Genomic DNA, 15,502 nt, shown 5'->3' on the forward strand with positions numbered 1-15,502 from the left:
TGCATGTCGCTCGGGATTCGTACGCGAACTTTGCATAGCTGCTGACAAAAGCAGCAGTTTTCGCGCCCGCAGATCCAGATCGCGCGAAAAATTTGAAGGTTCAATTAACGAGTGTCCCCCATTGTGTCGCGGTGCAGCGTGGGTCGCAAAGACGCGCGGCTGCCAGGGTGGTCGTGACGATTTGCCGGACTTGTTCGGCCGCTCGAAGTGAAATGCATCTGGGTGGACAGTGGGAATGCCGAAGTTTCGTTTGCGGATCGGGGGACGCCTGTACGCAGGCTTCATGGCCTTGGTGGCGGTTGGTCTCGCGATGGCGGTGGTTGCCGTCTGGAATTTGCGGGCGGTGCAGGATCAGGTCGCGAGACAATCCGCACTTTCGGACAGCACGGCGCGGGTTTTGGAAATATCGACCCATCTTCAGGCGATCCAGCGGGCCAATCTGCGTTACGTCTACGACGCCAACGAGCCCGCGATGAAGGAGGCGCAAGAGCGGGAAACCGCGGCGACCGAGCTGTTGCGGGTCGGCGCCAAGGGGACGCTCTCGGAGGATCGGCGAGCGCTCTATAGCGGCCTCATCGACGACATTGCCAAGATGCGACGCTTGCGTGACAACCTCGGCGACGCCGTCAACGAGGCGAGGACGGGCAAGGCCACGTTGCTGCCGAGCGGCGAAGAGCTGGCCGTCAAGATGGGCAAGCTGGTCGATGCGGCGCGCGCAGCCGTCGACGAAGACACCGCGGCCCTCGTCGCTGACCTCGAATCCAGGATCCTCCTTGTTCGGGTCGCAAACTGGCGTTTCCTGGCCTTGCGCGACGCGCAGGGACCCGCGAATTTCAGGGCGAGCGTAGACAGGGCGGCGCAACGGCTCGCGGCTCTCGAAAAGAGCCCGCAGGCAGCGGAATTGCGATCCACGCTCGCGCCGGTGAAGACCTCGCTTGGAATCTACAAATCGGCGTTCGAGACGACATCCGCCGCGATGCTTCAGGCCGACGAGATCTACCACAAGAGCCTCGCGCCCCTCATCGTCGACAGCGTCGGCAGGCTCAAGGCCGCGGAAACGACCCTGAAGAAGGACTACCAGGAATCGCGTATGACCGCCGAAGCCGTGATCGCCGGTACGACGACCATTCAGGAGATCGCCGGCGGCCTCGCCATCCTCTTCGGCGGCATCGTCGCCTTCCTGATCGCCCGCAGCATCGTCGGTCCCCTGACCTCGATGACGCGCGCGATGGGACTGATCGCGGGCGGCAATCTCGAGGTCGAGATCCCCGGACGCGGCAAGGCCGACGAGATCGGCGACATGGCCAAGGCGATCCAGGTGTTTAGGGACAACATGGTCGAGACCGAGCGCCTGCGCGCCGAGCAGACCGAGGTCGAGGCGCGGCAGGAGGAAAGCCGCAAGGCTGACATGGTCAGGCTCGCCGATCAGTTCGAGCAGGCGGTCGGCGAGATCGTGAACACCGTGTCGTCGGCATCGAACGAGCTCGAAGCCTCCGCCGGCACCTTGACCACGACCGCCTCGCGGGCCCAGGACCTGTCGACGGAGGTCGCCAGCGCCTCGCAGGAGGCCTCGGCCAATGTGCAGGCGGTTGCCTCGGCGACCGAAGAGCTGTCCTCCTCGGTGTCCGAGATCGCCCGCCAGGTGCAGGAATCCGCCCGTATCGCGGTCGAGGCCGTCGGTCAGGCGAGCAGGACCAATGACCGGGTCGGCGCGCTCTCCAAGGCGGCCGCGCGGATCGGCGACGTCGTCGAGCTGATCAGCACCATCGCCGGCCAGACCAATCTCCTGGCGCTGAACGCCACCATCGAGGCGGCGCGCGCGGGCGAAGCCGGCCGCGGCTTCGCCGTGGTCGCCTCCGAGGTCAAGGCGCTCGCCGAGCAGACTGCGAAGGCCACCGGCGAGATCGCCCAGCAGGTGTCCGGCATCCAGGCCGCGACGGAGGAATCGGTCGGTTCCATCAGGGAGATCAGCGGCACCATCGAGCGGCTGTCGGAGATTTCGTCGACGGTCGCGGCCGCCGTGGAGCAGCAGGGCGCGGCAACGCAGGAGATTTCCCGCAACGTCCAGCAGGCGGCTCATGGCACGCAGAGGGTGTCGTCCAACATCGGCGACGTGCAGCGCGGCGCCTCCGAAACCGGGTCGGCCTCATCGCAGGTGCTGTCGGCAGCGCGCTCGCTGTCGGCCGACAGCAACCGCCTCAAGCTCGAAGTGGCCAAGTTCCTGAACTCGGTCCACGCCGCCTGAATCTCAAACGCAAAAGGCCACGCGCATGCGCGTGGCCTCGAAGAACGGCGGGGCGCGATCAGGCGACCTTGGTCGCCATGTGCCTGAACATGTTGGCGCGCGCCTCGTCGTCCATCTCGGCCTTGAAGGTGAACTTGTCCTTCAGGGCGATCGCGCGCGCAGCCGCCGGGCGGGCCGAGATCTCGTCGACCAGCCGCTTCACGTTCGGGTAGCGCGCAAAGGCGTCGTCGCCGAGCTTGAACGGCAGCATCCGTGCCCAGCCCCACAGCGCCATGTCGACGATGGAATAGCTGTCGCCGACCATGTAGCTGCGCCCTTTGAGGTGAGCGTCGAGAATCTTGTAGTGGCGATCGGTCTCGTACTGGTAGCGGTTATGGGCGTAATCGTGGTTCTGGTCCTTCGGCGCGAAATGCTTGAAGTGCACGGCCTGACCCGAATACGGCCCGACGCCGGTGGCGATGAACATCAGCCATGACAGCGTCTCGCCGCGCACGCTCGCGGCGGGCAGGAACTTGCCGGTCTTCTCGGCGAGATAGAGCAAGATGGCGTTGCTGTCGAACACGATGGTGCCGCCATCGTCGATCGCCGGCACCTTGGCATTCGGATTGATCTTGAGGAATTCCGCCGTGAACTGCTCGCCCTTGCGGGTGTCGATCTTCACCGGCTCGAAGGCCAAGCCGGACTCCTCCAGATAAAGCGCGACCTTGGTCGGGTTCGGCGATCCGTTGAAATAGAATTTGAGCATCGATCTCCCCAATGTTTGTTGCAAGGCGCGAACGCAGCGTCATGGCCGCGCCGCCTGTCTTGCCTGAACCCGTTGCGGGTGGGCAACCGGCGAGTTTGCCGGGCGGTATCTGCGCGCCACGCAGATCAGCCGGCGTAACAAAGGCCGATTGCCGCCGTAATGACCATCGCGGCGCCGACCGCCTCAAGCCGCAGGCCGAGCCGCGTGGCCAGATGCATGTCGGAGGCCCGCGCCGCGCGCTCCGATCCGCGCGCATAGCCGTGAACGATGACGTCGTGATTGAAATTGTCGTGAGCCTCGTTGCTGCTGGCGAGCCCGACGCAGATCACCAGCACGCCGAACAGCGCGAGGCCGAAGAATCCGAGCAGGGCGATCAGGAACATCGGAAACATGCCGAGCAGGAAGATCGGCAGCAGCGGCACCAACAGCAATGTCTCGGACTGTCGTCGCATGGGAGCCGGACCGGTCTGGACGGGGGCTGACCGGGGAAGTTTAGTCCTGGCTGCGACGGCATTCAACCACTGCCGCCGTCATTCCGGGGCGCGCCTTTTGGCGCGAACCCGGAATCCATTGGGCGGCATTGGACGCGGTTGGGTGGATTCCGGGTTCTCGCTTCGCGAGCCCAGGAATGACGGAGAGAGGAACCTACTCCGCCGCCATTCCGGCGCGGATTTCGGCGCGGAGCTCGTCGATCAGCTTGAGACCCTTCTTGGTCTCGACGTGCCAGAAGGTCCAGCCGTTGCAGGCTTGCGCACCTTGCGCCACCGCGCCGATGCGGTGGATCGAGCCGACCTTGTCGCCGAACATGATGGCGCCGTCGGCTCGCACCAGCGCGCCGAGCTTCTTCTTGGCGTCGAACAGCTTCGTGCCGGGCATGATCATGCCGCGCTCGATCAGCTCGGAGAACGCGACCCGCGGCGCTTCGCGCGCGGTCATGAACGGGGCGAGGCTCTCCTCCGGCAGCGGCTCGACTTTGGCGATGCGGACTTCCGCGGCCTTCGCATAAGTCCTGTCGCGCTCGAAGCCGATATAGGAGCGGCCGAGGCGTTTTGCGACCGCGCCGGTGGTGCCGGTGCCGTTGAAGGGATCGATCACGAGATCGCCGGGCTTGGACGAGGACAGCAGCACGCGCGCGAGCAGGCCTTCCGGCTTCTGCGTCGGATGCACCTTCTTGCCGTCGGCGCCCTTGAGGCGCTCCTCGCCGGTGCAGAGCGGGATCAGCCAGTCAGAACGTGCCTGCACGTCCTCGTTCGCGGCCTTCAGCACCTCGTAATTGAACGTGTAGCCCTTGGCCTTTTCGTCGCGCGCGGCCCAAATCATGGTCTCGTGCGCGTTGGTGAAGCGACGGCCGCGGAAATTCGGCATCGGGTTCGACTTGCGCCAGACGATGTCGTTCAGGAGCCAGAAGCCGAGGTCCTGCATGATCGCGCCGACGCGGAAGATGTTGTGATAGGAGCCGATCACCCAGATCGTCGCCGACGGCTTCATCGCGCGGCGCGCGGCAAGCAGCCAGGCGCGGGTGAAGTCGTCATAGGCGGAGAACGAATCGAACTTGTCCCAGTCGTCGTCGACGGCGTCGACATGGGATTCGTCGGGGCGCTTGAGATCGCCCTTGAGCTGGAGATTGTAGGGCGGATCGGCGAACACGAGATCGACCGAACCAGCCTGAAGCTTCGACATCTCGGCGACGCAATCGCCCAGAATGATACGATGCGACGGAGACTCAAAATTTGTGCGGGGCGCCCTTGCAGACGCCCCGCGACGCGACTCTACCATGACTCAAGAACTCTGACTCAGGCGACGCTGTCGGCGACGCGGGACCAAACAACCGACTGACCGTTACATTGAAGCGGCAAAGTAAAAATCGACTTAACCCGCCGCTTTCGTGAGCAGTCCCCGCATCGCGTCCGGCGCGCCGATCGTCGCGCGCGTTTATCGTGTTTTGCAGTGTATTTCGCAATTCTTCGCGTTGCGGGATCAGCCCGGGCGCCAAAAAAGGTCCAAATTTCTCTCGGAAAAAATTGCTCGACCCTCGGAAAAAATTGCTGGCATCGGCATGTTGCCGCACTAGGCAATTTTTGCCGGCCACGATATTGATAAAGGCAACGGAAATTTTACGTGTGTGGCGCGTTGAGCTTTCGCGCTCCTGCGCGCCGACGAAGCCGACGACACTGAATCAGAGGCCCCGGGGATCGGGGGCTCCAAAGGGAAGGCCGCCATGCGTTACGATGACTTCCGCCGCAGCGACGACATCGAGGATCGTCGCGACGAAGGTGGTGGCGGCGGTGGAGGCGGCGGGTTCGGCCTGCCCATGGGCGGCGGCGGGCTCGGTATCGGCACCATCATCGTGCTCGGCCTCGTCGGCTATGCCTTCGGCATCGATCCGCGCATCCTGATCGGCGGCGCCGAGATTCTCACCGGCGGCGGCCAGGCGCCGAGCTACCAGACCGACCGCCAGTCGTCCTCGACCGCCAAGCGTGGCGCGCCGACGGACGAGATGGGCAGCATGATTTCGGGCATTCTCGGCGAGATCGACGATCGCTGGAGCGAGATCTTCCAGGCCTCGGGCCAGTCCTACACCGGTCCGAAGGTCGTGCTGTTCCGCAACGTCACCAATGGCGGCCGCTGCGGCCGGGCAGAGTCGGCGATGGGGCCGTTCTATTGTCCGCCGGATCGCACCATCTTCCTCGACACCTCGTTCTTCCGCGAGGTCGAGACGCGCTTCCGCGGCTGCTCCGGCAAGTCCGCCTGCAATTTCACCACCGCCTACATCATCGCGCACGAAGCCGGCCATCACATCCAGAACCTGCTCGGCATCATTCCGCGCGTGACGCGGCTGCAGCAGCAGGCGGGCTCGAAGGCGGAGGCCAACGCGCTCCAGGTGAAGGTCGAATTGCAGGCCGATTGCCTGTCCGGCGTCTGGGTCAATCGCGAGTCGAAGAAGCGTCCGAACTTCCTCGAGCCCGGCGACATCGACGCCGCGCTGACCACGGCGAGCGCGATCGGCGACGACACGCTGCAGCGCCAGGCCACGGGACGCGTCGTGCCTGACTCCTTCACCCACGGCTCGGCCGCGCAACGCAAGCAGTGGTTCATGACCGGCTATCAGCAAGGCACGGTCCAGGCCTGCAACACGTTCGGCGGCGGGCAGTAGTTGCCACAAGCGTCCGCGCCCCGGGCGCAGCGTGAATTATGATGCGCCATTGCGCATCATGGGATTCAGAAGTAGTGGCGTCATCCTGAGGTGCTCGTCTCTTCGGCGAGCCCTGGAGGAGGACGAGGCCCAGGCCCATCCTTCGAGGCTCGCCGACCGGTGCGCTTGCACCGCACGGCGCGCACCTCAGGATGACGGCGGTGATTGGGGAAATAGGAGCGAGCAATGGCCTCCATCGACGAAGCAAAACAGTTCATCCCGCTCGACATCGCAGTGCTCACCGTGTCCGACACCCGTGCGCTCGCGGATGACAAGTCCGGCCAGACGCTCGCCGACCGCCTTGCCGCGGCCGGCCATCGCCTCGCCGCCCGCGAGATCGTCACCGATGATGTCGAAGCGATCCGCGCCGTCGTTCGCCGCTGGATCGCGGATGCCGGCATCGACGTCGTCATCACCACCGGCGGCACGGGCTTCACCGGGCGCGACGTCACGCCGGAGGCGATCGAGCCGCTGTTCGAAAAGCGCATGGACGGTTTCTCGATCGCGTTCCACTTGCTGAGCCACGCCAAGATCGGCACGTCGACGATCCAGAGCCGCGCCACCGCCGGCGTCGCGGGTGCGACCTACATCTTCTGTCTGCCAGGCTCGCCCGGCGCCTGCCGCGACGGCTGGGACGGCATCCTGGCCGCTCAGCTCGACTACCGCACGCGCCCCTGCAATTTTGTCGAGATCATGCCGCGGCTGGACGAGCATCTGCGAAGGCCGAAGGCGCAAGGCGCGACGGTGTGATTGCTTTCTCCCTTCTCCCCTTGTGGGAGAAGGTGGCGCGAAGCGCCGGATGAGGGGTATCTATCCGCACGGAATACGCTGAGACACACCCCTCACCCAAGTGAGCCTGTGTCTGCCGGCGTCGCTGCCCTCTCCCACAAGGGGCGAGGGCACATTCATGCGCATCGCGCTCGACGCAAAATCAGAGATCCCGCTCCCAGGTCTCGCCGACCAGATCGGCACCGAAGCTATGGTGCTTCTCTTCCTTCACGAGCTTGAAGCCCGCACTTTGATAGATGCCGCGTGCGGCAACCAGGATGCTTTGCGTCCACAGCGTCATCCTGCTGTAGCCGCGCTCGCGTGCACCCTGGATGCATTGCTCGACCAGCGCGCGGCCGACACCGAGCCCGCGCGCTTTCTTCTCCACCTGCAACAGGCGCAGCTTGGCGATCTCGTCGGTGGCCTTGACCAGGAAGATCGAGCCGACCGGCTCGCCGCCCACTTCCGCGATCCAGCAGTGTTCGCGCGCGGCATCGTAGTTCTTGATGAACTGTGCGCAGATCTCGGCGACCAGCGCTTCGTAGCTGATGTCCCAGTTGTAGTCCGCGGCATAGGCGGCGGCCTGCTTGGAGATGACCCAGCCCATGTCGCCGACGCGATGGCTGCGCAGCATGAAGGCCGCAGGCTGGGTTCGACGTTGCTCCAGCACGGCCTCGATGGTCGCCATGGCCTGCGTGAGCTGCGTTGCATCGCTGGCCGAAAGCTGGGCCAGCATTGCGGCGACCTCGTTTTGCGAGCTCAGGTTTAGCTTGGCGTAGGTCTGGCGGCCCTTGGCGGTGAGGCTGAGCTGGTATTGCCTGCGATCTGCCGGCAGGGGCCTTCGCGTGATCAGCCCCTTTTCGTCGAAGCTTTGCACGATGCGGCTGAGATAGCCGGGGTCGAGGCCAAGCTCGTTTCCGATCTCCTTTGCCGCGAGCTCGTCGCGATGCGCGAGTTCGTAGAGGACCCGGGCCTCGCTGAGCGAGAACGGGCTCTTGCCAAGATGTTGGTCGAGCACACCGAGCTTGCGGGTATAGAAGCGGTTGAAGGCGCGGACCGCTGCGATGCGATCGTCGGCGACCTGTTCGATCGCAAGGGCTGATGGGGGAGAGCTTGATGGCATGACGGCACCTCGATGTTTGCCATTGTCAAATAATTATTTGACTTTGGCAAGTATCAGGTGGCTTCAGCCGACCATGACGATCTGGCTGCGCAGCACGGTCCGGGACGAGCGGCCGAGCCGGCGGAGCAGCCGAGCCTCGGACCGGCGGGCCTGCGGCGGGTAGCCGCCGATCCGGTCGTAATGATCGCGCGCAATCAAAAGGCCCTGATCGCCGAGCGGGCCGATCAGCCGGCGCACCACGGCCCGGAGGACGTCGCGCAATCCGGTATCGGCGTAAGGCGAGCGCGCATAGCGGAACACAGCAGCACGGTCCCGTCCGCTGGTCGCGACCGCCTGGATGAACTGGGTGGTTTCCTCGATCCAGCCGGTTTCGAGCACGGCGCCTGCGGGCAGGAACATCAGCCACGGCGAGCGGGCCTGGAGCGCGCCGGCCGCGAGCGCGGCGCCTTGCGAGGATCCTTCGAAGCCGACGAAACGGCAGCCTGCGACGTCCGCAACGCGCTCGATGACGCCGTTGCGGGTGCCGTCGACCAGAAGCACCTCGCGGATGACGCCGGCGGCGGCCCCGGGGACCAGCGCGGACAGAGTCGCCACCGCGGTCTGCTCGACGCCTTCGGTCGGAATGATGACGCTCAGCATGATTGAGGCTTCAATGTCTGCACTTCGGGAGAAGCGTAGCTTGTTATGATGTTGTCATAAACACGTGGCGTTGCCGAGTGCAACTTTCCGGCCGCGCTTCGGCGTGCGATGGTAAACTGCAGCCAGTCCTCGCAGCCAAATGTGTCGCGCGCGGGTTGGCAATGTTGCCGAATGTTTCGGCACAAGCTCGTCCCGGGGGTAATAATCCGGAGTTTTACGGCGACATTGCGCGGCGCGCGGGTAGTCGGCTCCTGCAGGGATGGGGCGCCCTGCAAGAAAGGTTCGAACGCGAAATGTGTGACTTTGGTGCCGGCGGAGGCTTCCTGTGAACGCCGATCAACTCGCTGTTGGCACGGCGTCGACATCGCCGAAGCCGGAGGCAGTGCCGACCTTGCGGATCCGTGCGCTGATGCTGGGCGACCGCATCAACGCCGCCGGTCTCGAGATCGGCGCGCTGGTCTCGTCGACGCCCGCCGCCTTCCGCGTCCATGCCGGCCTTGCCGTGATCTTCCGTTACGGCGTCGTGGTGCTGATCGGTCTGCTCCCGTCCGAGGAGAAGGTGCTGATCGACAGCCTGAAGCCGCGGGTGATCGGCGAGCTTAGCCCGTACGAGGAAGAGATTGCGCAGGCACAGCTCTGCAAGGATGAAAGCGCCGAGGCCATCCAGCCGGGCGGGCCGATCTGCCTCGCAAAGTTCTCGGACGACCGGCTGCTGCTGGTTGCGGATGCGCTCGCCAAGAGCACGTCGCTGGCGCGCGACGAGCGCCGCGTCGCCGCGGTCTTCGATGTGATCGAGCCGTTTGCGCGGGAGCTCGCCGAGCACGGCCGCACGCCGCGCCGTCGCAAGGGCATCCTGCAACTGATCGGCAATGCGTTGCTGGTGCAGCAGCGCGTCGCCGGGCGTGTCGCGATCGCCGAGAAGCCCGACGTGCTCTGGGAGAAGCCCGAGCTCGACCGGCTCTATTCCCGCCTCGAGGACGAGTACGAGCTGAAAGAACGCCTCGACACGCTGGAGCGCAAGCTCACCGCGGTGTCGGAGACCGCCAACGCGCTGACCGACATCATCGACACCCAGCGCTCGCTCCGCCTGGAGATCGCGGTCGTGGTCCTGATCGTGATCGAGGTCGCGATCGGGTGTTTTCAGATATGGTCGGGAACGCATTGAGCGCTTTTTTCCGCGCGCTGTTGTGCCTCGCATCTCCACGAGTCGGGTGTCGTAGGGTGGGCACGGCGCTTTGCGCCTTTGCCCACCCTACGATATTGTCCCTTGAGTTCGCAGCACCGCTGCACAGTGGCGCGCGATCGCCAGTTCCTCGTTCGTCGGAATGACGAACACCTCCACCGCACCGTCGCCAGCGCTGATCCGCTCACGTGCCTCCTCGTTCGCCGCCGCATCGATGCGCACGCCCATCCATGCGAGACGTTCGCCGATCGCGCTGCGGATCTCCTTGGCGTGCTCGCCGATGCCGCCGGTGAAGACCAGGCAGTCGAGGCCGCCAAGCGTGGTCGCCATCATCGCGACCTGCTGCGCCGCGCGTAAGGTGAAGAGATCGACCGCGTCTCGCGCGGCAATCTCGCCGCTCGCAAGCAGCGTGCGCATGTCCGCGGAGATGCCGGAGACGCCGAGCAGGCCCGACTGGTGATAGAGCAGGTGCTGGACATCCTCGATCGACATCTTTTCGTGTTGTTGCAGATAGAGCATCACGCCGGGATCGATCGTGCCGCAGCGCGTGCCCATCACGAGGCCGTCGAGCGGCGTCAGTCCCATGGTGGTGTCGACGCTGCGGCCGTTGCGCAACGCGCACAGGCTGGCGCCGTTGCCCAGATGCGCGATGACGGTGCGCTTGGCGACGACCTCCGGCGCAATCTCGGCGAGGCGTCCCGCGACATATTCGAAGGAGAGGCCGTGAAATCCGTAGCGTCGCACGCCTCGTTCCTCGTAGCGCCTCGGAATCGCGAAGCGGCTCGCGGGCGGCGTCAGGCCGTGGTGGAACGCGGTATCGAAGCACGCGATCTGCCTCAGCGCTGGCCGGATCGCCGCGAGCGCGCGAATTGGCGCGAGGCACCGCGGCTGGTGCAACGGCGCCAGCGGCGTCAATGCCTCCAGCTTCGCGGTGACGTCGTCCGTCAGCGCGACCGGGCCTGAATAGTCCGGCCCGCCATGAACGATGCGATGGCCGACGGCGCGCAGATGATGTCCGACAAACCGGTCCTCGATGAAGGCGAGCACATCGGCGAACAGATGGCCGCCATCGGCATCCGCCGCTTCTCTTCGTGTCTCGAACAGGTCTTCGCCAGCGGGGCTCTTCACCACCAGCCGGGGTTTTGCCTCATGCTCGTCGAGCAGCCCCTTGCAGAGCAGGCTGGGTTCAACAGCCGAGATCTCGAACAGGCCGAACTTGATGCTCGACGATCCCGAGTTGAGGACGAGGATCGTGTCCGGCATGGCTAATCGCCGGCTTCGGCGGGGGTGTTGCCGCCGGAGCTGTTGGGCCAGACCCATCCCTGGACATCGGGCATGTCCTCGCCGTGCTCGCGCACGTAGCGCGAATGCTCGATCAACTTGTCGCGGAATTGCTGCTTGGCCTGCGCAGCCTTGGCCGCGAGCCCGGGCACGCGTTCGATCGCCTCGATCGCGAGGTGGTAGCGGTCGAGCTCGTTGAGCACGACCATGTCGAATGGCGTCGTCGTGGTGCCTTCCTCGGCAAAGCCGCGCACATGCATGCCGGCATGGTTGGTGCGGTTATAGGTCAGCCGATGGATCAGATAGGGATAGCCGTGATAGGCGAAGATGACGGGCTTGTCCGTCGTGAACAGGCTGTCGAAGTCGCGGTCCGAAAGCCCATGAGGATGCTGATCCCTGGGTTGCAGCGTCATGAGGTCGACGACGTTGACGACGCGGATCTTTAGGTCCGGCAGCGCCTTGCGCAAGAGGTCGACGGCGGCGAGCGTCTCCAGCGTCGGTACATCGCCGGCGCAGGCCATCACCACGTCGGGCTCACCCGTTGCATCTTCCGTTCCCGCCCAGGTCCAGATGCCGATGCCGGCATCGCAATGCGTGGCTGCTTCCTGCATCGAGAGCCATTGCGGCGCCGGCTGCTTGCCGGCGACGATGACGTTGATGCGGTTATAGGTCCGCAGGCAGTGATCGGCGATCCACAGCAGCGTGTTGGCATCGGGCGGGAAATAGATACGAACGATATCGGCCTTCTTGTTGGCGACGAGGTCGACGAAGCCGGGATCCTGATGGCTGAAGCCATTATGGTCCTGCCGCCAGACATGCGAGGTCAGGAGATAATTGAGCGAGGCGATCGGGCGCCGCCATGGCAGATGCCGCGTCACCTTCAGCCATTTGGCGTGCTGGTTGAACATGGAATCCACGATGTGGATGAAGGCCTCGTAGCAGGAGAAGAAGCCGTGGCGTCCGGTGAGCAGATAGCCCTCGAGCCAGCCCTGGCAAAGATGCTCGCTCAAGACTTCCATCACGCGGCCGTCCTGCGCGAGATGCACGTCATAGGGCTCGATCGGCTCCATCCAGACCCGCTCGGTCGCCTCGAACACCGCATCGAGCCGATTTGACGCGGTCTCGTCCGGTCCCATGATGCGGAAATTGCGCTCCTTCGCATTGAGGCGGATGACGTCGCGCAGGAATTTGCCGAGCTCGCGCGTCGCTTCCCCGATGGCGCCGCCGGGCCGCGGCACCTCGATGGCGAAGCTGCGGAAGTCCGGCAGTTTCAGCTCCTTCTTGAGCAGGCCGCCATTGGCATGCGGATTGGCGCCCATGCGGCGAATGCCTTCGGGCGCGAGCGCCTGAAGTTCTGGAATGAGCGCGCCGCTCTGGTCGAACAGCTTTTCGGGCTCGTAGCTGCGCATCCAGTCTTCGAGCACTTTGAGATGCGCCGGGTTCTCGCGGCAGCCCGCCACCGGCACCTGATGCGCGCGCCAAAAACCCTCGACTTTCTTGCCGTCGACCTCTTTCGGGCCGGTCCAGCCTTTCGGGCTGCGCAGTACGATCATCGGCCAGCGCTGCCGCTCGACTGCCTTGCGCCCGTCCCGTGCGTGCTGCTGGATCGAGCGGATGCTGGCGAGCGCGACGTCGAGCGCGTCCGCCATGGCCTGGTGCATCAATTTGGGATCATCACCCTCGACGAACAGCGGCTCGTGGCCGAACCCGCGGAAGAGCTCGCGGATCTCCTCGTTCCGCATCCGCCCGAGCACGGTCGGGTTGGCGATCTTATAGCCGTTCAGATGCAGGATAGGCAGCACCGCGCCGTCATGGGCGGGGTTCAGGAACTTGTTGGAGTGCCAGGAGGCCGCGAGCGGGCCGGTTTCCGCTTCGCCGTCGCCGACGACGCAGGCGACGACCAGGTCGGGATTGTCGAATGCCGCACCATAGGCGTGCACCAGCGCGTAGCCGAGTTCGCCACCCTCGTGGATCGAGCCCGGCGTTTCCGGCGCCGCGTGGCTCGGAATGCCGCCTGGGAAGGAGAACTGCCTGAACAGCTTGCGCAGTCCGTCCGTGTCGCGCGCGATGTCGGGATAGATCTCGCTGTAGCTGCCTTCCAGATAGGTGTTGGCGACCATGCCTGGCCCGCCATGGCCGGGACCGCAGATATAGAGCACGCTGATATCGAGCGCGCGGATGACGCGGTTGAGATGGGCGTAGATGAAATTCAGGCCGGGCGTTGTGCCCCAATGGCCGAGCAGGCGCGGCTTGATGTGCTCGGGCCGCAAGGGCTCGCGCAGCAGCGGATTGTCGAGCAGGTAGATTTGCCCGACAGAGAGGTAGTTCGCGGCGCGCCAGTAGCGATCGAGCAGGTCGAGGTTGCTGCTTGCCGCGGCCGATTGTTGTTGATTTGTCATGTTCCTGCTGACCTTCACCCGCCGATCGTCACCAACATTGTTCCACGACGATTGATCCCTGGCCGGCATCAAACGAAATCGTTGCGACCGGCGTGTTGCGTGAGGTCAAAGGACCGCGCTCGAAATTTGGGCGGCTACTGTGCATGGGATTGTTTTCCCATTTTTTGTTTGTGTTCTTGATTTGTTCCGGTGTCGTGCTATCTTGGCTTCATGAGTCCAGCAGCATCCTCTCATGCTCTCAAGCACCCGCCGGTCACGGCGCCCTCCGAGCCGGCGGGTGTGGACTCTGACTTTCCGGAGCTGGGCGTCGCCATCGACCGCGCGCGCAGGCGAGGGCGGGGTGCACAGTCGAATGCCAGCGGCCGCTATGAGGCCGAGGCGCGCGTCGCCTTCGATGACGGCTGGCAGAGCCTGGAAGAGCTGCCGCCGTTCAAGACCAGTGTCGGCGTCGACACCTCGCGCAAGGTGATCACCCGCAACGATTCCCCCGATATCGGCTTCGATCGCTCGATCAATCCCTATCGCGGCTGTGAGCATGGCTGCGTTTATTGCTTCGCGCGCCCGACACATGCCTATCTCGGCCTGTCGCCAGGGCTCGACTTCGAGTCGAAACTGTTCGTGAAGCCCGAGGCGCCGGCGCTGCTGGAGAAAGAGCTCGCCGCGACCGGCTATGAGCCCCGGATGATCGCGATCGGCACCAACACCGATCCCTATCAGCCGATCGAGCGCGAGCGCAAAATCATGCGCGGCATCCTCGAGGTTCTCGAGGGTGCCGGCCATCCCGTCGGCATCGTCACCAAGTCGGCGCTGGTGGTGCGCGACATCGACATTCTCGCGCGCATGGCCAAGCGCAACCTCGCCAAGGTCGCGATATCGGTCACCTCGCTCGATCCGAAGCTCGCGCGCACCATGGAGCCCCGCGCCTCGACGCCGCCGAAGCGGCTGGAGGCGCTGAAGCAGCTCTCGGATGCCGGCATCCCGACTACCGTGATGGTCGCGCCCGTGATCCCCGCACTGAACGATTCCGAGATCGAGCGCATCCTCGATGCCGCCGCCCATGCCGGCGTCAAGGAAGCCTCCTATGTGCTGCTGCGGCTGCCGCTGGAGGTGCGCGATCTCTTCCGCGAATGGCTGATGGCAAACTATCCGGACCGCTATCGCCACGTTTTCACGCTGATCCGCGACATGCGCGGCGGCCGCGACTACGATGCGAAATGGGGCGAGCGGATGAAGGGCACCGGACCAATGGCCTGGACCATCGGCCGCCGCTTCGAGATCGCCTGTGACAGGCTCGGCCTCAACAAGCGGCGCTCCAAGCTGACGACCGATCACTTTGCCCGGCCGAAGCGGAACGGCGATCAGCTCAGCCTGTTCTGATCGGGAAGCGGAAGAGGCATCGCATGGTCAAGGAACTTCACCCGCCGGTGCCGCGGCTCACTGTCATCACGCTCGGCGTGAGCGATATCCGTGCCAGCATCGCTTTTTACGACGCGCTCGGTTTTTCGCGCCGGCTAAAGGCGACCGGCGAGGCCGTCGCTTTCTACGATACCGGTGGTCCGGTGCTCGCGCTGTATCCCTGGGATCAGCTCTCGGCCGACGCGGCGTTGCCGGATCAGCCGAGGCCATCGACCTTCCGCGGCATCACGATCGCCTGGAACTGCCGGACCCGAGAGGAGGTCGATGCAGTGCTGGCCTTTGCCCTCGGCAAGGGGGCAAAGCTGGTGAAGGCCGCGCACGAGACCGATTACGGCGGCTATTCCGGTTATTTTGCCGATCCCGACGGCCATCCCTGGGAGGTCGTGGTCGCACCCGGTATCGGGGTCGGCGAGGACCGGCGGGTGCACCTGGCGGAATAGGGCGGCCTGAATAACGGGAATTGCGCGGGGTTCCCGGTTGCGCCGGCCGGGCCGCTTGCGCACGATCTCC

13 protein-coding genes are annotated in these 15,502 nt (G+C 64.8%); 6 read left to right on the top strand and 7 right to left on the bottom strand.

Annotation, left to right across the window (positions count from 1 at the left end; translation table 11 throughout):
• Nucleotides 1-235: 235 nt before the first annotated feature.
• Nucleotides 236-2,245 carry a methyl-accepting chemotaxis protein gene (locus RAD04_RS23810; RefSeq protein ID WP_461625707.1) on the top strand — a complete coding sequence of 670 codons (2,010 nt, stop codon included), beginning with the start codon at nucleotides 236-238 and terminating at the stop codon, nucleotides 2,243-2,245.
• Between the two features lie 58 nt (nucleotides 2,246-2,303).
• Here the strand turns inward: RAD04_RS23810 and RAD04_RS23815 are convergent, their stop codons facing one another.
• The 3 genes from RAD04_RS23815 to RAD04_RS23825 all read right to left on the bottom strand — a co-directional run bounded on the left by RAD04_RS23815 (nucleotide 2,304) and on the right by RAD04_RS23825 (nucleotide 4,766).
• Nucleotides 2,304-2,990 carry a glutathione S-transferase family protein gene (locus RAD04_RS23815; protein ID WP_461625708.1) on the bottom strand — a complete coding sequence of 229 codons (687 nt, stop codon included), beginning with the start codon at nucleotides 2,988-2,990 and terminating at the stop codon, nucleotides 2,304-2,306.
• Nucleotides 2,991-3,115: 125 nt separating this feature from the next.
• Nucleotides 3,116-3,442, bottom strand: coding sequence for a hypothetical protein (locus tag RAD04_RS23820; protein WP_018323332.1), 327 nt, complete (start codon nucleotides 3,440-3,442; stop codon nucleotides 3,116-3,118).
• 193 nt (nucleotides 3,443-3,635) lie between these two features.
• On the bottom strand, nucleotides 3,636-4,766 hold the full coding sequence (locus RAD04_RS23825) for a DNA methyltransferase (protein ID WP_461625709.1): 1,131 nt from the start codon (nucleotides 4,764-4,766) through the stop codon (nucleotides 3,636-3,638).
• A 442-nt stretch (nucleotides 4,767-5,208) separates the two neighbouring features.
• Between RAD04_RS23825 and ypfJ the strand changes: the two genes are divergently transcribed.
• The gene (ypfJ, locus tag RAD04_RS23830; RefSeq protein ID WP_091956065.1) at nucleotides 5,209-6,144 is read left to right on the top strand and encodes a KPN_02809 family neutral zinc metallopeptidase; all 936 of its coding nucleotides are present in this window, start codon (nucleotides 5,209-5,211) and stop codon (nucleotides 6,142-6,144) included.
• A 225-nt stretch (nucleotides 6,145-6,369) separates the two neighbouring features.
• On the top strand, nucleotides 6,370-6,933 hold the full coding sequence (moaB, locus tag RAD04_RS23835) for a molybdenum cofactor biosynthesis protein B (RefSeq protein WP_092261518.1): 564 nt from the start codon (nucleotides 6,370-6,372) through the stop codon (nucleotides 6,931-6,933).
• Nucleotides 6,934-7,114: 181 nt separating this feature from the next.
• On the opposite strand, the gene RAD04_RS23840 is transcribed toward moaB, so the two are convergent.
• Both RAD04_RS23840 and RAD04_RS23845 read right to left on the bottom strand, forming a co-directional pair.
• Nucleotides 7,115-8,074 (bottom strand): bifunctional helix-turn-helix transcriptional regulator/GNAT family N-acetyltransferase, encoded by a 960-nt coding sequence (locus tag RAD04_RS23840; RefSeq protein ID WP_461625710.1) that lies wholly within the window; start codon nucleotides 8,072-8,074, stop codon nucleotides 7,115-7,117.
• Between the two features lie 63 nt (nucleotides 8,075-8,137).
• Nucleotides 8,138-8,713: a glycosyltransferase family protein gene (locus RAD04_RS23845; protein WP_461625711.1), complete on the bottom strand. Its 576-nt coding sequence runs from the start codon at nucleotides 8,711-8,713 to the stop codon at nucleotides 8,138-8,140.
• A gap of 325 nt (nucleotides 8,714-9,038) precedes the next feature.
• Between RAD04_RS23845 and RAD04_RS23850 the strand changes: the two genes are divergently transcribed.
• A complete protein-coding gene (locus RAD04_RS23850) occupies nucleotides 9,039-9,878 on the top strand; it encodes an RMD1 family protein (protein WP_461625712.1) in 840 nt (279 codons plus the stop codon).
• A gap of 87 nt (nucleotides 9,879-9,965) precedes the next feature.
• Here the strand turns inward: RAD04_RS23850 and RAD04_RS23855 are convergent, their stop codons facing one another.
• Complete coding sequence (locus RAD04_RS23855) at nucleotides 9,966-11,159, bottom strand: acetate/propionate family kinase (protein ID WP_461625713.1); 1,194 nt, start codon at nucleotides 11,157-11,159, stop codon at nucleotides 9,966-9,968.
• A 2-nt stretch (nucleotides 11,160-11,161) separates the two neighbouring features.
• Complete coding sequence (locus RAD04_RS23860; protein ID WP_461625714.1) at nucleotides 11,162-13,576, bottom strand: phosphoketolase family protein; 2,415 nt, start codon at nucleotides 13,574-13,576, stop codon at nucleotides 11,162-11,164.
• A gap of 210 nt (nucleotides 13,577-13,786) precedes the next feature.
• On the opposite strand from RAD04_RS23860, the gene RAD04_RS23865 reads away from it, so the two are divergent.
• The gene (locus RAD04_RS23865; RefSeq protein ID WP_461625773.1) at nucleotides 13,787-14,953 is read left to right on the top strand and encodes a PA0069 family radical SAM protein; all 1,167 of its coding nucleotides are present in this window, start codon (nucleotides 13,787-13,789) and stop codon (nucleotides 14,951-14,953) included.
• A gap of 23 nt (nucleotides 14,954-14,976) precedes the next feature.
• Entirely contained in the window at nucleotides 14,977-15,432 is a 456-nt protein-coding gene (locus tag RAD04_RS23870) for a VOC family protein (RefSeq protein WP_461625715.1), read from the top strand.
• Nucleotides 15,433-15,502 lie beyond the last annotated feature (70 nt).

It is taken from the genome of Bradyrhizobium sp. 25ACV (genome assembly GCF_054863005.1).